General features: G+C 70.8%; 13 protein-coding genes. 5 read left to right on the forward strand and 8 right to left on the reverse strand.

What is annotated here, in order from left to right; genetic code table 11:
• Positions 1-2 precede the first annotated feature (2 nt).
• The gene (locus ACFXAE_RS08825; protein WP_384710204.1) at positions 3-959 is read right to left on the reverse strand and encodes an ABC transporter substrate-binding protein; all 957 of its coding nucleotides are present in this window, start codon (positions 957-959) and stop codon (positions 3-5) included.
• Between the two features lie 583 nt (positions 960-1,542).
• On the opposite strand from ACFXAE_RS08825, the gene ACFXAE_RS08830 reads away from it, so the two are divergent.
• The 4 genes from ACFXAE_RS08830 (at position 1,543) to ACFXAE_RS08845 (ending at position 4,795) form a co-directional block, all read left to right on the forward strand.
• Positions 1,543-2,781 (forward strand): NADP-dependent malic enzyme, encoded by a 1,239-nt coding sequence (locus tag ACFXAE_RS08830; protein WP_384710207.1) that lies wholly within the window; start codon positions 1,543-1,545, stop codon positions 2,779-2,781.
• A 176-nt stretch (positions 2,782-2,957) separates the two neighbouring features.
• Positions 2,958-3,923: a zinc-binding dehydrogenase gene (locus tag ACFXAE_RS08835; RefSeq protein ID WP_384710210.1), complete on the forward strand. Its 966-nt coding sequence runs from the start codon at positions 2,958-2,960 to the stop codon at positions 3,921-3,923.
• A 99-nt stretch (positions 3,924-4,022) separates the two neighbouring features.
• The gene (locus tag ACFXAE_RS08840) at positions 4,023-4,232 is read left to right on the forward strand and encodes a helix-turn-helix domain-containing protein (protein ID WP_361745123.1); all 210 of its coding nucleotides are present in this window, start codon (positions 4,023-4,025) and stop codon (positions 4,230-4,232) included.
• Complete coding sequence (locus ACFXAE_RS08845; RefSeq protein ID WP_384710213.1) at positions 4,232-4,795, forward strand: Clp protease N-terminal domain-containing protein; 564 nt, start codon at positions 4,232-4,234, stop codon at positions 4,793-4,795. Before ACFXAE_RS08840 ends, ACFXAE_RS08845 begins: the two co-directional genes overlap by 1 nt.
• A 302-nt stretch (positions 4,796-5,097) precedes the next feature.
• On the opposite strand, the gene ACFXAE_RS08850 is transcribed toward ACFXAE_RS08845, so the two are convergent.
• The 7 genes from ACFXAE_RS08850 to ACFXAE_RS08880 all read right to left on the reverse strand — a co-directional run bounded on the left by ACFXAE_RS08850 (position 5,098) and on the right by ACFXAE_RS08880 (position 14,336).
• A complete protein-coding gene (locus ACFXAE_RS08850) occupies positions 5,098-6,135 on the reverse strand; it encodes a helix-turn-helix transcriptional regulator (protein WP_384710216.1) in 1,038 nt (345 codons plus the stop codon).
• A 1-nt stretch (position 6,136) separates the two neighbouring features.
• Positions 6,137-7,009 carry a DUF4097 domain-containing protein gene (locus ACFXAE_RS08855; protein WP_384710219.1) on the reverse strand — a complete coding sequence of 291 codons (873 nt, stop codon included), beginning with the start codon at positions 7,007-7,009 and terminating at the stop codon, positions 6,137-6,139.
• Between the two features lie 316 nt (positions 7,010-7,325).
• Entirely contained in the window at positions 7,326-7,505 is a 180-nt protein-coding gene (locus ACFXAE_RS08860) for a DUF6104 family protein (RefSeq protein ID WP_384710222.1), read from the reverse strand.
• Between the two features lie 80 nt (positions 7,506-7,585).
• Positions 7,586-11,380, reverse strand: a complete 3,795-nt coding sequence (locus ACFXAE_RS08865) for a multifunctional oxoglutarate decarboxylase/oxoglutarate dehydrogenase thiamine pyrophosphate-binding subunit/dihydrolipoyllysine-residue succinyltransferase subunit (protein ID WP_384710225.1) — start codon at positions 11,378-11,380, stop codon at positions 7,586-7,588.
• 291 nt (positions 11,381-11,671) lie between these two features.
• Complete coding sequence (locus tag ACFXAE_RS08870; protein ID WP_384710228.1) at positions 11,672-12,784, reverse strand: ATP-binding protein; 1,113 nt, start codon at positions 12,782-12,784, stop codon at positions 11,672-11,674.
• Positions 12,781-13,521 carry a response regulator transcription factor gene (locus ACFXAE_RS08875; protein WP_030223674.1) on the reverse strand — a complete coding sequence of 247 codons (741 nt, stop codon included), beginning with the start codon at positions 13,519-13,521 and terminating at the stop codon, positions 12,781-12,783. The genes ACFXAE_RS08870 and ACFXAE_RS08875 overlap by 4 nt, the downstream gene beginning before the upstream one ends.
• 125 nt (positions 13,522-13,646) lie before the next feature.
• Positions 13,647-14,336 (reverse strand): spermidine synthase, encoded by a 690-nt coding sequence (locus ACFXAE_RS08880; RefSeq protein ID WP_384710231.1) that lies wholly within the window; start codon positions 14,334-14,336, stop codon positions 13,647-13,649.
• Positions 14,337-14,487: 151 nt separating this feature from the next.
• Here ACFXAE_RS08880 and lon point away from each other — a divergent pair, with 151 nt between their 5' ends.
• Positions 14,488-16,902 (forward strand): endopeptidase La, encoded by a 2,415-nt coding sequence (gene lon, locus ACFXAE_RS08885; protein WP_384710234.1) that lies wholly within the window; start codon positions 14,488-14,490, stop codon positions 16,900-16,902.
• The last annotated feature ends 67 nt before the right edge of the window (positions 16,903-16,969 follow it).

Here is a 16,969-nt window from a genome sequence, read left to right on the forward strand (position 1 = left end):
GGTCACTTGCCACCGTTGACGGCGGCTTCCTCGACGGCGCCCTCCGTGACGCCCCACTTCTCCAGGACCTTCTGGTACTCGCCGTTCTCGATGACCGCGTCGAGCGCGGCCTTGAGGGCGTCCCGCAGATCGGTGTCGCCCTTGGCGACCGCGATGCCGTACGGGGCGGCGTCGACCTGCTCACCGACCAGCTGGAAGTCCTTGCCGCCGCCGGAGGTCTTCACGGCGTACGCGGCGACCGGGAAGTCGGAGGATCCGGCGTCGGCGCCGCCCGCGCGCAGGCGGGTCTGGGCCTGCTGGTCGTTGTCGAAGGCCTCGATGGTGATGGTCTTGCCCGCCGGGCACTTCTCCGCCTCGGCCTTGGCCAGGTCGTGCGAGACCGTGCCGCGCTGGACGACCAGCTTCTTGCCGCACAGGTCCGCCCAGGTCTTGATGCCCTGGTCGTCGCCCTTCTTGGTGTAGATCGAGACACCGGCGGTGAAGTAGTCGACGAAGTCGACGCCCTCGCCGACCTTCTTGCCGGTGTCGGAGTCGATACCCTCCTGGCGGGCCTTGGTGTCGGTCATGGCGGACATGGCGATGTCGTACCGGTCCGAGCGCAGGCCACCGAGCAGGGTGTCGAAGGTGCCGTTCTCGAACTCGAACTTCACGCCGAGCTGCTTGCCCATGGCGTCCGCGAGGTCCGGGTCGATGCCGACCGTCTTGCCGGAACCGTCCTTGAACTCGACCGGGGCGTACGCGATGTCCGAGCCCACCTTGATGACGCCCGCCTTGCGGATGTCGGCCGGGAGCTTGTCGGCGAGGGGGGCGGCGGACGTCTCGGAGGTGCCGCTGTCGTTGCCCTCCTCCGTCTGGTCACCGCAGCCGGTGAGAAGCAGTGCGCCTGCGACCGCGATCGCGCCGACCGCCGCAAGACGGGAGCGCGCGGCGGTGGTACGACGGGTGGTGCTTGCGGTCATGGTGGGTTCCTCCGGCGGATGGGTGGAGATGCCGATGGGTGGGCCACTGCCGACGGGTATCGACAGCGCCGCAGGTCGACGAGAACACTCGTCTTCGAGTGTCGCGACCTCGTGCGATTACGGCATCTTGCCATTTGGACGGAGCCATTCAGGGGGACCGCGATGTCAAAATCGGATAACGGGTGACACCCGAACCGCACCACTCCGGGACATCTGACCGGACGGTCTGCGGGAATCATTCGTTCCGGCCGGAAGATCTCCGGCGTATCCCAGGATGTGGACCCGTCCGTCGCAGTTTTTGCCGTGGTTGTGGGTTTGCTCCTACTTCATCTCGGCCTTGTCCTGATATCGAGCGACAATGCGAGGCTCCGGTATGTGACCTTCGCGTTATGGACTCGTCGCCGACGGCGTCCGTCCGGTAAGAAGGTTCTTTACACCCCTCATCCGGGGCTCAGGGCGCGTGTGCGGCGCGCCCGTCGTGTTCGGCCCGTACGCATCAACCCTCCGGGCCTTGCGCGGTCCCGCCCACCCCTCACCAGGAGTGGCAACCCTCAAACCGTGAACTCTTAAGGGGTAAAACCAAGTGGCAGCGGAGATTGTCAATCCTCGCAGCGACAGCGAAAGCCGGAACGGTCGTACGGAGCAGGGCAACGGGGCCGAGCCCCTTGACTCCTTCGACCCGGCGTTCGCGCTGCACCGCGGCGGCAAGATGGCCGTGCAGGCCACCGTGCCGATCCGCGACAAGGACGATCTGTCCCTGGCTTACACGCCCGGCGTCGCGAAGGTGTGCAGCGCGATCGCCGAGCAGCCGGACCTCGTCCACGACTACACGTGGAAGTCGCAGGTCGTCGCCGTCGTGACGGACGGTACGGCCGTGCTGGGGCTCGGTGACATCGGGCCCGAGGCCTCCCTCCCGGTGATGGAGGGCAAGGCCATCCTCTTCAAGCAGTTCGGTGGCGTGGACGCGGTCCCGATCGCCCTGAACTGCACCGACGTGGACGAGATCGTCGAGACCGTGGTCCGGCTCGCCCCGTCCTTCGGCGGGGTGAACCTGGAGGACATCTCCGCGCCCCGCTGCTTCGAGATCGAGAAGCGGCTGCAGGAGCGGCTGGACATCCCGGTCTTCCACGACGACCAGCACGGCACGGCGGTCGTGACGCTGGCCGCGCTGCGCAACGCCGCGCGGCTGAGCGGACGGGCCCTCGGTGATCTGCGGGCCGTGATCTCGGGCGCGGGCGCCGCGGGTGTCGCGATCGCCAGGATGCTGATCGAGGCCGGTATCGGCGATGTCGCCGTGGCCGACCGCAAGGGCGTCGTGTCGCGGGACCGCGAGGACCTCACGCCGGTCAAGGCGGAGCTGGCGTCCTTCACCAACAAGGCCGGCCTCTCCGGATCGCTGGAGTCGGCGCTGGCCGGCGCCGACGTCTTCATCGGTGTCTCCGGCGGCACGGTGCCGGAGCCGGCGGTGGCGTCGATGGCCGAGGGCGCGTTCGTCTTCGCCATGGCCAACCCCGACCCGGAGGTGCATCCGGAGGTCGCGCACAAGTACGCGGCGGTCGTGGCCACCGGGCGGTCGGACTTCCCGAACCAGATCAACAACGTGCTGGCGTTCCCCGGGATCTTCGCGGGGGCGCTGCAGGTGCGGGCCTCCCGGATCACCGAGGGGATGAAGCTGGCGGCGGCCGAGGCGCTGGCCGCGGTGGTCGGTGACGATCTCGCCGCCGACTACGTCATCCCGTCCCCGTTCGACGAGCGGGTCGCCCCCGCGGTGACGGCGGCGGTGGCCGCGGCCGCCCGGGCGGAGGGCGTCGCCCGCCGCTGAGGCGCGCGGATCGCCGCTTGGCCCCGTCCCCGGGTGGACGGGGCCAACTTTCTTTTCCGGTTTCTTTTCCGGGGGCTTGGGCCGCCCGGGTGGCGGGTCCCGCCGGGTGGCAAGAGGGCGTGTCTCACAGCGGGGCCCGGTTCCTTCGGCGGGGCGGGGAACCTATCGTCAAGGTCATGTTCGCCGTCTACGCCGCCCGAATCGACCGCGACCAGCCGCTCGCGGGTCTGGAACTGGGAGAGCGTCCCGCTCCCGGGTCCCGGCCCGGCTGGAGCACCGTCACGGTCAAGGCCGCCTCCCTCAACCACCATGACCTCTGGTCCCTGCGGGGCGTGGGCCTCGCGGAGGACAAGCTGCCGATGATCCTCGGCTGCGACGCCGCCGGCGTCGACGAGGACGGCAACGAGGTCGTCCTGCACTCCGTGATCGGCCAGAGCGGTCACGGGGTCGGCCCCGAGGAGCCCCGGTCCATCCTGACCGAGCGCTACCAGGGCACGTTCGCCGAGCAGGTCGCCGTGCCCACCTGGAACGTCCTGCCCAAGCCGAAGGAGCTCTCCTTCGAGGAGGCCGCCTGTCTGCCGACCGCCTGGCTGACCGCGTACCGGATGCTGTTCACCAACGCCGGGGTACGGCCCGGGGATTCCGTCCTGGTGCAGGGGGCCGGGGGCGGCGTCGCCACCGCCGCGATCGTGCTCGGCAGGGCCGCGGGGCTGCGGGTCTTCGCCACCAGCCGGGACGAGGCCAAGCGGAAGCGGGCGCTGGAGCTCGGGGCCGTGGAGGCGGTGGAGCCGGGGGCGCGGCTGCCGCAGCGGGTCGACGCCGTGATCGAGACCGTGGGGGCCGCCACCTGGTCCCACTCGGTGAAGTCGCTGCGCCCCGGCGGCACGCTGGTGATCTCCGGTGCCACCAGCGGTGACCGGCCCTCGCACGCCGAGCTGACCCGGATCTTCTTCCTGGAGCTCAAGGTCGTCGGGTCGACGATGGGCACCAAGGACGAGCTGGAGGACCTGCTCTCCTTCTGCGCCGCCACCGGTGTACGGCCCGTCATCGACGAGGCGCTGCCCATGGACCGGGCGCGGGAGGGCTTCGAACGGATGGAGTCCGGCGGGCAGTTCGGCAAGATCGTGCTCACGAATCCCTGAGGGCGAGGCTCGCCCCGACGGCCGGTCCGGGTCTCCGGGCCGGCCGTCGGTGTGTCAACTGAGGTTGACGGCGGGGGAGTGTCAATGTACGTTGACATCATGACTGAGGCAACCGACCTCGCCGAGCGCGCGGGCGATCGCGACCCACGGGTCGGCCTGCGGGCCGTCGCCGCCCTGCGCCGGCTGCTGGAGCAACTGGAGACCGTGCAGGTGCGCAACGCGCGCCAGCAGGGCTGGTCGTGGCAGGAGATCGCCACCGAGCTCGGGGTCAGCAGGCAGGCCGTGCACAAGAAGTACGGGAGGCATTGATGTTCGAGCGGTTCACGAAGGACGCCCGTGATGTGGTGAAGGGGGCGGTCGGGCACGCGGAGGGGACGGGGGCCGAGCGGGTCGGTGCCGAGCATCTGCTGCTGGCCCTGCTCGACCAGGAAGGGAGCCGGGCCTCGTTCGCGCTGGCCGCCCTCGGTGCCGGCGAGCGACGGGAGTCGGTGCGGGCGGCACTGGGGGAGGCCCGGCGGCGGGCCGGGCTGACGCAGGCCGAGACCGACGCCCTCGCCGGGCTCGGCATCGACGTGTCGCAGGTCGTGGCCCGGGTGGAGGAGGTGCACGGGGCCGGGGCGATGTCCGGCGCCCGGAAGGCCGGGAGCCGGTGGTCGGGACACCGCCCCTTCGACCGCGCGGCCAAGGACGTCCTCACGGGCGCCCTGCGCACCGCCACCGCCCTGCGTGACCGCCGCATCGGCGATGAGCACCTTCTGCTCGCCCTGACCGCCCGCCCCGGCGTCCCCGCCGAGGTCCTCGCCGACCACGGCGTGACGTACGAGTCCGTGACCCGGGTCCTCCACGGGGGCGGCGAAGCCAAGGCGGGCTGACGCCGGGACAGGCCCGGTCCGGGGTGAGGTGGCCCGAACCCGGTCCGGCCGGGCCTGGCGAGTCCCCGTCGGGCCTCGTGTGTCCCTGTCGGGCCGGGCTCGTCGGGGTGAGTGGCTCGGAGGGCTTCGGCCCGGTCCGGGCGGGCAGGTCGGTTGTGGGGGGCCGGTCAGGGCCGGCGCGTCCCTGTCGGGCTCGTCAGATGCTCGTCGGGGTGGGTGAGCCCGAGGGCACCGGCCGGTTCGGGTGGGTCGGGTCGGTGCGGGCCCGATCGTGTCCGGTGTGTCCGGCCGGGCCGGGAGGCCTACCGCTCCGGGGTGCGCAGTATCGCCCCGATGTGGGCCGCCGCCGTGGACAGATGGCGGCGGGCGTCGCGGAGCTGGTCCTCCGTGACTCCGTGGTCGCGGGCCGCGTCACGGATGTCGTCCCGGAAGCGGTCCAGCAGGCGGTCCAGGTCGCGGGCCGGGTCACCGGTGGAGTCCGAGGCGTCCTCGTGCGCCCAGGCCGGGGTGCAGTCGGCGGGGAAGTCCTCGGGAGTCCGGGAGTACGACGGCTCCGAGGCCTTGCCCGAGGTCCCCGCGGCGGTGCGGCCGAAGGCGAAGTCCTTGCCGAACTCGCTCATCTCCTTGGCCAGTTCACCGAGGCCCTCACGCAGCCCCGTCGGCCAGTCGCCCCGGGCGAAGTGGTCCTGCACCCGATCCTGGACCTGGCGTGCGATGCGCTGCACCTCCTCCTGTGCCCTGTCCTGGGCCTCCTTGGCCTGACGGCGGGCGCGCTGCGCCTCCTCGCGAGAGCGTCGGCTCTCGTCCTTGGCGCGGCGGGCCTGTTCCTTCCACTCCTGCTTGGCGCGACGCATCTCCTCCTTGGCGGCGTGCCAGGCGTCCTTGTTGCCGAAGACCCCGAAGTCGCCGAAAACGCCTTCCTCCTCGGTGGACGCCCCGCCGGTACGGCTCTGGCGGGCCTTGCCGGCCGCGGCCCGCATCTCGCGGCGCAGATCGCCCGCCGCGCCGCTGACGTCGGCCCGGATCTCGGCGGCCAGCTCGGCGACCGACTCCCGGATCTCCAGCTCCAGGTCGGCCAGCTCGCCGCTGCGGTCGGCCAGTTCGGCGCGGCCGGCGTCCGTGATGGAGTACACCTTGCGGCCGCCCTCGGTGGTGTGGGTGACCAGACCCTCCGCCTCCAGCTTGGCCAGGCGCGGGTAGACCGTGCCCGCCGACGGTGCGTACAGCCCCTGGAAGCGCTCCTCGAGGAGGCGGATCACCTCGTAGCCGTGACGCGGGGCCTCGTCCAGCAGCTTCAGCAGGTAGAGGCGGAGGCGTCCGTGGGCGAAGACGGGAGGCATGTCAGAGCACCTTCTTGTCGGTCGTGCCGGCATTGTCCCCCGAGTCGTCCCGCGGTCCGTGCTCGCCCTCCCCGGCCGGGCGGCGCAGCAGGGCGATGGAGCCGGAGACTGTGGTGGCGCGCAGTTTGCCGCTGCCGGCGCCCAGACGGCCGGTGAGCTTGTGGGCGCCCCACATGCCCTGTACCCGGAGGTCGTCGAAGGCGTTGGAGATCGCGCCGCTCGCGGTGTTGGCCTCCACCTCGGCGTCCGCCGGATACGGCAGCCGGATGGCGATCTCGCCCGAGACGCTGGTCAGTCCGACGTCGGTGGGGCCGTCGGGGTCAAGGTCCACGATCATGGATCCGCTGACCGTGTCCGCCCGCACGGAGGAGCCGGAGCCCTCGACGACGGTGAGGTCTCCGGAGACGGAGGCGAAGCGGAGGTCACCGGTGACGGACTGGGCCTCCACGCTCCCGGACACGGTCTCCGCGCGGACCGGGCCGGACAGGGCGACCAGAGTGGTGTCGCCGGCGACGCCCTTCATCACGGCGGGGCCCCGGATGCCGGAGACCACGGCGCCGGCGCCGACCACACCCACCTCGACCCGGGCCCCGGCCGGGACGGCCAGGGAGACCACCGCGCTGCGGTGCCAGCCCTTGCGGTCCAGCCACTTGAGGAAGCCCTTCCAGGGGAGGTCGTCGTAGGCCACCGTGAGGGTGCCGCCCTTCTGGGTGACCACCAGGGGCGGGCCCTTGATCTCGGAGACCTGGAGGTGGGCGGGGCCTTCGTCGGTGCCCACGATGTTCACGGTGCCGTTGACGACGCGGACGTGCAGGTCGCTCACGGGGGTGTCGAAGGTGAGTTTCGTGGGTTCCGCGACGGACCATTCGGGCATGGGTGGACCTCCTGGGAACGAAGCGGTCGACGACTACGCGGCATATCGCGTCTTACGTGATTCACGATATATCGCGGCAGGGGAAAGTCAAGACACTCGTTCTGGTGATCCGTCGGCTTATGAGGTGTGACCGTGCCGAGGGTGATGTGCGCCGGTGCCGGTGCGGGGCGGGGGCGTTCGCGCAGCCCGGCGTTTGCGGGGTGCCGTCGCGCCCACCCGTGCCGCCCTGCGGCACGACTGCCCGCGGGTGCGTGGGCGTGCAGGTACGTGGGTGCCGCGGGTATCGCGAGTACCGCCGGTATCGCGAGTACCGCGGTTACTCCTCGTCCTCGTCGTCCAGGCGGGCCAGCCAGGTGGCCAGGCGTTCCACCGGGACCTCGAAGTCGGGGTTGAGGTCGACGAAGGCGCGCAGCTGCTCGGCCAGCCACTCGAAGGTGACCTCCTCCTCCCCGCGCCGCTTCTCCAGTTCCTCGATGCCACGGTCCGTGAAGTACATGAGGACAAGGATATGTGCAGGAAAACGGGCGGGCCGCACCCCTTCGGAAGGGATGCGGCCCGCCCGCGTACGGCCTCCGGTTACGCCTCGAAGACCTCGCGCACCAGCTGCTCCTGCTCGGCCTGGTGGCGCTTCGCGGAACCGACCGCCGGGGACGAGCCGTGCGGCCGCGAGATGCGGCGCAGACGCTCGTCGTGCGGGAGGTCGGCGCCGACCGCCAGGTCGAGGTGGTCGATCAGGTTGAGCGCGATGAACGGCCAGGCACCCTGGTTCGCCGGCTCCTCCTGGGCCCACAGGTACTTCTCGGCGTTCGGGTACTTCTTGATCTCCGCCTGGAGCTCCGCACCCGGCAGCGGGTACAGGCGCTCGATGCGGATGATCGCCGTGTCCGTCGCGCCGCGCTTCTGCCGCTCGGCCTCCAGGTCGTAGTAGACCTTGCCGGTCGTGAAGACGACCTTCTTCACCGCGGCCGGGTCGACCGAGGCGTCGCCGATGACCGGGCGGAACTGGCCCGTGGTGAACTCCTCCGCCTTCGAGGCCGCGGCCTTCAGGCGCAGCATCGACTTCGGGGTGAAGACGACCAGCGGCTTGTGGTGCGGGTTGTGCGCCTGCCACCGCAGGAGGTGGAAGTAGTTCGACGGCGAGGTCGGCATCGCGACCGTCATGTTGTTCTGGGCGCAGAGCTGCAGGAACCGCTCCGGGCGGGCCGAGGAGTGGTCCGGGCCCTGGCCCTCGTAGCCGTGCGGGAGGAGCAGGACCACACCGGAGGTCTGGGCCCACTTCTGCTCGGCCGACGAGATGAACTCGTCCACGACCGTCTGCGCGCCGTTGACGAAGTCGCCGAACTGCGCCTCCCACAGCACGAGCGCGTCGGGGCGGGCCAGCGAGTAGCCGTACTCGAAGCCCATCGCCGCGTACTCGGACAGCAGGGAGTTGTAGACGTTCAGCCGCGACTGGTCCTCGGAGAGGTACTGCAGCGGCGTGTACTCCTCGCCCGTGCTGCGGTCGATGATGACCGCGTGGCGCTGGCCGAAGGTGCCGCGCTGGGAGTCCTGGCCGGCGAGCCGGACCGGGACGCCTTCCAGGAGCAGCGAGCCGAGGGCGAGGGTCTCGCCCATGCCCCAGTCGATGGTGCCGTCCTCGACCATCGCCGCCCGGCGCTGCAGCTGCGGCAGCAGGCGCGGGTGGACGGTGATGTGGTCGGGGATGTTGACCTGGGACTCGGCGATCCGCTTGACGACCTCCGTGGTCACCGCGGTGTTCACGGCGACCGGGAACTCGGCCTGCGGGTCCGAGGGCTCGGCCGTCGTCGGCTGCGAGGTGGCCTCGCGGACCTCCGTGAAGACCTTCTCCAGCTGGCCCTGGTAGTCCTGCAGCGCCTGCTCGGCCTCTTCCAGGGTGATGTCGCCGCGACCGATGAGGGACTCGGTGTACAGCTTGCGCACCGAGCGCTTCTTGTCGATCAGGTCGTACATCAGCGGCTGGGTGAAGGCCGGGTTGTCCGACTCGTTGTGACCGCGGCGGCGGTAGCAGATGAGGTCGATCACCACGTCCTTGTTGAACGCCTGGCGGAACTCGAAGGCCAGGCGCGCGACGCGGACCACGGCCTCCGGGTCGTCGCCGTTCACGTGGAAGATCGGGGCCTCGATCATGCGGGCCACGTCCGTGGCGTACATGGAGGAACGCGAGGACTCGGGGGCCGCGGTGAAGCCGACCTGGTTGTTGATGACGACGTGGACCGTGCCGCCGGTGCGGTAGCCGCGCAGCTGCGACATGTTCAGGGTCTCGGCCACCACGCCCTGGCCCGCGAAGGCCGCGTCGCCGTGGATCGCCACCGGCAGGACGGTGAAGTCCGTGCCGCCCTTGTTGATGATGTCCTGCTTGGCGCGGGCGACGCCCTCCAGGACCGGGTCCACCGCCTCCAGGTGCGAGGGGTTGGCGACCAGGGAGACCTTGATCTGCTCGCCGTCCAGGCCGGTGAAGGTGCCCTCGGCGCCCAGGTGGTACTTCACGTCGCCGGAGCCGTGCATCGACTTCGGGTCGAGGTTGCCCTCGAACTCGCGGAAGATCTGCGCGTACGACTTGCCGACGATGTTCGCGAGCACGTTCAGCCGGCCGCGGTGGGCCATGCCGATGACGACCTCGTCCAGGCGGGACTCGGCGGCCGAGTCCAGCACCGCGTCGAGCAGCGGGATGACGGACTCGCCGCCCTCCAGGGAGAAGCGCTTCTGGCCGACGTACTTCGTCTGCAGGAAGGTCTCGAAGGCCTCCGCCGCGTTCAGCCGGCGCAGGATGCGCAGCTGCTCCTCGCGCTCCGGCTTGGTGTGCGAGCGCTCGATGCGGTCCTGGATCCACTTGCGCTGCTTGGGGTCCTGGATGTGCATGAACTCGACGCCGGTGGTGCGGCAGTACGAGTCGCGCAGCACGCCGAGGATGTCGCGCAGCTTCATCAGGGACTTGCCGGCGAAGCCGCCGACGGCGAACTCGCGCTCCAGGTCCCACAGGGTGAGGCCGTGCTCGACGATGTCCAGGTCGGGGTGCTTGCGCTGGCGGTACTCCAGCGGGTCGGTGTCGGCCATGACGTGGCCGCGGACCCGGTAGGAGTGGATCAGCTCGAAGACCCGGGCGGCCTTGGTGACGTCGTCGTCGTGGGAGGTGTCGATGTCCTTGAGCCAGCGGACCGGCTCGTAGGGGATGCGCAGCGCCTCGAAGATCTCGTCGTAGAAGTTGTTCTCGCCGAGGAGGAGGTTCGCGACCGAGCGGAGGAACTCGCCGGAGGCGGCGCCCTGGATCACCCGGTGGTCGTAGGTCGACGTGAGCGTCATGACCTTGGAGATGCCGAGCTTGTTCAGGGTGTCCTGGCTGGTGCCCTGGAACTCCGCCGGGTAGTCCATCGAGCCGACGCCCAGGATCACCGACTGGCCGGGCATCAGGCGCGGCACGGAGTGGACGGTGCCGAGGCCGCCGGGGTTGGTCAGGGAGACCGTGACACCGGTGAAGTCGTCCATCGTCAGCTTGTTGTCGCGGGCGCGACGGACGATGTCCTCGTAGGCCTGCCAGAACTCGAAGAAGTTCAGCGTCTCGGCCTTCTTGATGGCTGCGACGACCAGCTGGCGGTCGCCGTTGGGCTTCACCAGGTCGATGGCCAGACCGAGGTTGACGTGTTCCGGCTTCACCAGGGTCGGCTTGCCGTCCACCCGCGCGAACGAGTGGTTCATCGCCGGCATGGCCTTGATGGCCTGCACCATCGCGTAGCCGATGAGGTGCGTGAAGGAGATCTTCCCGCCCCGGGCCCGCTTGAGGTGGTTGTTGATGACGATGCGGTTGTCGAACAGCAGCTTCACCGGGACCGCGCGCACGGACGTGGCCGTGGGCAGCTCCAGCGAGGCGTCCATGTTCTTCGCCACGGCGGCGGACGGACCGCGCAGGGTGACCTGCTCGGGGCCGGTCCCGGCCCCGCTCGCGGGCTCCGCCTTCGGCTTCGCGGCGGCCGGCTTGGCGGCGGGCGCGGCGGCCTGCGCCGGAGCGGCGGGAGCCTGGGCGGCCGGCTGAGCGGCGGCAGCGGCCTGCGCGGGCGCGGCGGCCTTCGCAGGAGCGGGAGCCTGGGCCGGGGCGGCCGGCTGCGCCGTACTGGTGGAGGTTCCCGCGGCCCCCGCGGCCGCGGTACCCGCCGGAGCCGAGGTCGCAGGCGCGCCCGGCTTGTAGTCGGCGAAGAAGTCCCACCAGGCTCGGTCCACCGAGTTCGGGTCCTGGAGGTACTGCTGGTAGATCTCGTCGACGAGCCATTCGTTGGCACCGAAGGCCGCAGCGGGGTTCTTACCCGCTTGGTCGGTGTCGGTCGAGATGCTCGAGTTACTGGGGGACTGTGGCGACACGGCGTCAACCGCCCTCTTCCGCTTCGCAAGATGATGGACAGCGGAAATAAAGGCTACGCCCCTAAGAGCGAGAAGGTCAGGCCGGGCCCGTCCATCGTCGCGTAAGTCACATCGCGGCAGGTGTTTCGACGCGGGAAATGGCGGGAAACAACCCTGGTTTTGATTCTTCGGGCCGCTTCGGAGATCGCTCGGACGGGCCCGGACGCGCAGCTCGCGCGGGCCTCTGCCTGATCACGCGTGTCCGTCAGCGCGAACATGGATGGATCTTGCGGCTCCGCTTCGAACTTTACGTCAACTTGGTACGGATGACGCTCCCGGAAGAGTGATGAGAATCCGGCAGCCCCGCTCGGATTCGGCCACTCCGATCCGGCCGCCGTGCAGATCGACGGCCCAGCGGGCGATCGCCAGGCCGAGACCGGTGCCGCCGTCGCTGCCCGGACCGTGCGGCCGGTTGACGTTGCCCCGGTTGAACCGCTCGAAGACGCGGTGCCACTCGGTGCGCGGAATGCCGGGCCCCTCGTCCAGTACCTCCAGCTCCAGCGAGTCCGGCCGGTCCCCGCGCCGCGCCCGGACCGTCACCCGGCCGTGCGGCGGGCTGTGCTTGACCGCGTTGTCGATGAGGTTGGCGACGACCTGGTGGATGCGCTCGGGGTCGGCGTGCGCGACGAGCTCCGGCGGCGACACGTCGAGGTGCAGATGGACGTCCGTACGGGTGTGGCTGCCCGATCCGGAGGCCATGCCCGCGCGGGCCGAGGCGACCATGTTGGCCTCCTTCAGCACGCCGGACAGGTACGGCCACACCTCGAACCGCCGCTTCTTCAGCGGCACCACGCCGTTGTCCAGGCGGGACAGGTCGAGGAGCGTCTCCACGAGGCGTCCCAGCCGCTCGGTCTGCTTCAGGGCCGTGCGCATCGTCTCGGGATCGGCCTGCGTGACGCCGTCGACGATGTTCTCCAGCACCGCGCGCAGGCCCGCGATGGGCGTGCGCAGCTCGTGCGAGACGTTGGCGACCAGTTCCTTGCGCTGGCGGTCCTGGGCCTCCAGCTCGTCGGCCATGACGTTGATCGTCCGGGCCAGGTCGCCCAGCTCGTCCCAGCGGTTCTCGCGCACCCGGCGGGTGTAGTCGCCGTGCGAGATGGAACGGGCCACGGCGTTCATGTCGTCCAGCGGCGCGGTGAGCGAGTGCGCCACGAACTGCGTGATCAGCAGCGTGGCGATCATCGAGAAGACCGTGATGAAGCGCAGCTCCGTCTTGGTGTGCACGGCGATCACCGACAGACCGGTGGTGATCAGGACCGACACGACGACCAGCGCACCCAGCTTGGTCTTGATCGAGAACGGGCGTACACCGCCCCAGGGCTGCCGCGCCCCGGGGTTTCTGCGTCCGGCCGGACCGTCGCTCATGGCGTCGGCGTCTCCAGGGCGTAGCCCACGCCGTGCACGGTGCGGATGCGCTCGGCGCCGATCTTCCGGCGCAGCGCCTTGATGTGGCTGTCGACCGTGCGGGTGCCGGAGGCGTCCGCCCAGTCCCACACCTCGGCCAGCAGCTGCTCACGGGAGAGCACCGCGCGGGGGGTGTTCGCCAGGCACACCAGGAGGTCGAACTCGGTGGGCGTCAGGTGGACGTCCTCGCTGCGCACCCGCACCCTGCGCTGCGCGTGGTCGATCTCCAGTTCGCCCAGGCGCAGGATGCCGCTGCGCGGGGTCGTCGCCGCGAGGGCCGCCCGCTCCATGCGGCGCAGCAGTACGTGCACGCGCGCCGCCAGCTCCCGCATGGAGAAGGGCTTCGTCATGTAGTCGTCGGCGCCGACGCCCAGCCCGACCAGCATGTCGGTCTCGTCGTCACGCGCGGTGAGCATCATCACCGGCACCGGCCGCTGGGCCTGCACGCGCCGGCAGACCTCCAGACCGTCGAAGCCCGGCAGCATGATGTCGAGGATCAGCAGGTCGGGCTGCCAGGCCTCCGCCGTGTCCACCGCGGACGGGCCGTCGCCCGCCGTTTGCACCAGGAATCCCTCGGCGCGCAGGCGCGTCGCGATGGCGTCCACGATCGTCGCGTCGTCCTCGACCACCAGGACCCGGCGCTGGGCGCCGGGGGTGGTCGTGGCCGTGCCGTTGTGGGAGGTGTGTGTCTGCTCCATCGCCCGCCCCTGAGGTGTGCTTTTTCCGGAATCCGTGGGGTGATCCGTCGTCTGCGCATCACTGCGATTGACGCTTGAATGATCCGCGTCAGGGCAGCAGCGTACGGGGAGTCACCGTGCCTTTGCTATCCAGGGCGGACGCCGATGTGCACGACGTCCGGAACGCCCCGGGCAACGGGGATCTCTTCGGTACGCACCTGTCGGAACCCGGCATTCCGCAAGGTTCCCTCGAATTCCGGGGACGGCTTCGCCGACCACACGGCGAGTACCCCGCCCGCCCTCAACACCCTTGCGCAGGCAGCCAGTCCGGCCGCCGAGTAGAGCCCGTCGTTGTCCTCGGTGACGGTCCAGCCGGGGCCGTTGTCGATGTCGAGGCAGAGCGCGTCGAACGTGTCCGATGTCTCATTGACGTAACGGACGAGGTCCGTCTCGACGATCTCCGTGCGCGGGTCGGCGAGGGCCTTTACGGAGAGCCGGGACAGCGGCCCCGCGCGGTGCCACTCGATGATCGCCGGTTCGCGTTCCACCACGGCGATCCGGCCCCAGCGGGGCTGCCCGGCGGCGTGTGCGAGCGAGAAGCCGACCCCGAGGCCGCCGATCAGGACGTGCGGGTCCGCCGTGCGCGCGTCGAGGGCGGTCAGGGCGGCGTCGACGAGGCGCCGCTCCGAACGGCCGTCGGAGGTGTCCATCAGGAAGCAGCCGTTGGCGATGATCTGCAGCAGGTCACCGTGCCTGCGCAGCACGACCTCGCCGTACGGGCCCTCGCGGCGGTCCAGGACTTCGGGGGGTTCGGGAATGTCGTACGGGGTGGACATGCGTTCATCCTGGCAGCTTCGTTTTCGCGGCGGTCAGGGGCTTCGGGGCCCCGGGGCGGTGATCGCTCAGAGCGAACGCGGCTTCGGGAACATTCGGTGGCTCACAAGCATTGAGTCGGCATAACTCAACTTGACTGCCGAAGGGGAGATCATGGCTGCTGAGTCCACACCGCTCGCCCTGCCCGTGCTGCCGCTCGACGACGAGGTCGTGCTGCCCGGGATGGTGGTTCCGCTGGACCTGAGCGATTCCGAGGTGCGCGCCGCGGTGGAGGCCGCCCAGGCCGCCGCCGGAACGGCGTCGGGAAAGCCCAAGGTGCTGCTGGTGCCACGCGTCGACGGGACCTACGCCGCCACCGGCGTGCTGGGCACGATCGAGCAGGTCGGCAGGCTGGCCGACGGCGATCCGGGCGCCCTGATCCGCGGCCGGGGCCGCGTGCGGATCGGCGCCGGGACCACCGGGCCGGGCGCGGCGCTGTGGGTGGAGGGCACCCGCATCGACGAGACGGTGCCGGAACCGCTGCCGGGGCAGGTCACCGAACTGGTCAAGGAGTACAAGGCGCTCGCCACCGCCTGGCTGCGCAAGCGCGGCGCCTGGCAGGTCGTCGACCGGGTCCAGGCCATCGACGACGTCTCCGCGCTCGCCGACAACTCCGGCTACTCGCCGTTCCTGACCACCGAGCAGAAGGTCGCCCTGCTGGAGACCACCGACCCGGTGGCCCGGCTGAAGCTCGCCACCCAGCAGCTGCGCGACCACCTCGCCGAGCAGGACGTCGCCGAGACCATCGCCAAGGACGTCCAGGAGGGCGTCGACAAGCAGCAGCGCGAGTTCCTGCTGCGCCGCCAGCTCGAAGCCGTCCGCAAGGAACTGCGGGAACTCAACGGCGAGCAGGGGGGTGAGGAGTCCGACGACTACCGGGCCCGCGTCGAGGGCGCCGACCTGCCGGAGAAGGTCCGCGAGGCCGCGCTCAAGGAGGTCGACAAGCTGGAGCGCTCCTCCGACCAGTCGCCCGAGGGCTCCTGGATCCGCACCTGGCTCGACACGGTCCTGGAGATGCCGTGGAACGAGCGCACCGAGGACGCCTACGACATCCAGGGCGCCCAGGCCGTGCTGGACGCCGAGCACGCGGGCCTGGCGGACGTGAAGGAGCGGATCACCGAGTACCTGGCGGTGCGCAAGCGGCGCAGCGACCGGGGTCTGGGCGTCGTCGGCGGACGACGCGGGGGTGCCGTACTGGCCCTCGTGGGCCCGCCCGGCGTCGGCAAGACCAGCCTCGGTGAGTCCGTCGCCCACGCGATGGGCCGGAAGTTCGTCCGCGTCGCCCTCGGTGGCGTCCGCGACGAGGCCGAGATCCGCGGCCACCGCCGTACGTACGTCGGCGCGCTGCCCGGCCGGATCGTGCGGGCGATCAAGGAGGCCGGGTCGATGAACCCGGTCGTGCTCCTCGACGAGATCGACAAGGTGGGGTCGGACTTCCGCGGCGACCCGGCCGCGGCCCTGCTCGAAGTCCTCGACCCGGCGCAGAACCACACCTTCCGGGACCACTACCTGGAGGTCGAGCTCGACCTGTCCGACGTCGTGTTCCTCGCCACGGCCAACGTCCTCGAAGCCATCCCGGAGGCCCTGCTCGACCGCATGGAGCTGGTCCGTCTCGACGGCTACACCGAGGACGAGAAGGTCGTCATCGCCCGCGACCACCTGCTCCCGCGCCAGCTCGAGCGCGCCGGGCTGGACAAGGACGAGGTCACGATCGACGAGGGCGCCCTGCGCAAGCTGGCCGGCGAGTACACGCGCGAGGCCGGCGTGCGCACCCTGGAGCGGTCCGTCGCGCGGCTGCTGCGCAAGATCGCGGCCCAGCACGAACTGGGGGAGCGGGAGCTTCCGCTCACCGTGACGGATGCCGACCTGCGGGACCTGATCGGCCGGCCGCACCACGTGCCCGAGTCCGCCCAGGACCCGGCCGAGCGCCGCACCGCCGTCCCCGGTGTCGCCACCGGGCTCGCGGTGACCGGCGCCGGCGGGGACGTCCTCTACGTGGAGGCGTCCCTGGCCGACCCGGAGACGGGCGCGGCGGGGCTGACCCTGACCGGCCAGCTGGGCGACGTGATGAAGGAGTCCGCGCAGATCGCGCTGAGCTTCCTGCGCAGCCACGGGGCCGAGCTGGAGCTGCCGGTGGGCGACCTGAAGGACCGGGGCGCGCACATCCACTTCCCGGCGGGCGCGGTGCCCAAGGACGGCCCGAGCGCGGGCGTCACGATGACCACCGCGCTGGCCTCGCTGCTCTCCGGCCGGCTGGTCCGCACGGACGTGGCGATGACCGGTGAGGTCTCGCTGACCGGGCGGGTGCTGCCGATCGGCGGGGTGAAGCAGAAGCTGCTCGCCGCGCACCGCGCGGGGATCACCACCGTGATCATCCCCAAGCGCAACGAGCCCGACCTGGACGACGTCCCGGCGGAGGTGCTGGACAAGCTCGACGTCCACGCCGTCACCGACGTCCGCCAGGTCCTGGAACTGGCGCTGTCGCCGGCCACCCACGGCGCGGCGTCCGAGGTTCCGGTCGCCGCGTGACGGAGGTGATCGGATGAGGGAGGGCCCGGGTCCCGTGAGGGCCCGGGCCTTCACCTCGTTCGGGGCC

This window comes from Streptomyces sp. NPDC059454, assembly GCF_042749965.1.
In the GTDB taxonomy this organism is placed as follows: domain Bacteria; phylum Actinomycetota; class Actinomycetes; order Streptomycetales; family Streptomycetaceae; genus Streptomyces.

What these genes read in the sequence shown, in the direction of transcription:
- ACFXAE_RS08825 (WP_384710204.1), bottom strand. Translation starts at nt 959, where the DNA reads ATGACCGCAAGCACCACCCGTCGTACCACCGCCGCGCGCTCCCGTCTT.
- ACFXAE_RS08835 (WP_384710210.1), top strand. Translation starts at nt 2,958, where the DNA reads ATGTTCGCCGTCTACGCCGCCCGAATCGACCGCGACCAGCCGCTCGCG.
- ACFXAE_RS08840 (WP_361745123.1), top strand. Translation starts at nt 4,023, where the DNA reads ATGACTGAGGCAACCGACCTCGCCGAGCGCGCGGGCGATCGCGACCCA.
- ACFXAE_RS08845 (WP_384710213.1), top strand. Translation starts at nt 4,232, where the DNA reads ATGTTCGAGCGGTTCACGAAGGACGCCCGTGATGTGGTGAAGGGGGCG.
- ACFXAE_RS08850 (WP_384710216.1), bottom strand. Translation starts at nt 6,135, where the DNA reads ATGCCTCCCGTCTTCGCCCACGGACGCCTCCGCCTCTACCTGCTGAAG.
- ACFXAE_RS08855 (WP_384710219.1), bottom strand. Translation starts at nt 7,009, where the DNA reads ATGCCCGAATGGTCCGTCGCGGAACCCACGAAACTCACCTTCGACACC.
- ACFXAE_RS08860 (WP_384710222.1), bottom strand. Translation starts at nt 7,505, where the DNA reads ATGTACTTCACGGACCGTGGCATCGAGGAACTGGAGAAGCGGCGCGGG.
- ACFXAE_RS08870 (WP_384710228.1), bottom strand. Translation starts at nt 12,784, where the DNA reads ATGAGCGACGGTCCGGCCGGACGCAGAAACCCCGGGGCGCGGCAGCCC.
- ACFXAE_RS08875 (WP_030223674.1), bottom strand. Translation starts at nt 13,521, where the DNA reads ATGGAGCAGACACACACCTCCCACAACGGCACGGCCACGACCACCCCC.
- ACFXAE_RS08880 (WP_384710231.1), bottom strand. Translation starts at nt 14,336, where the DNA reads ATGTCCACCCCGTACGACATTCCCGAACCCCCCGAAGTCCTGGACCGC.
- lon (WP_384710234.1), top strand. Translation starts at nt 14,488, where the DNA reads ATGGCTGCTGAGTCCACACCGCTCGCCCTGCCCGTGCTGCCGCTCGAC.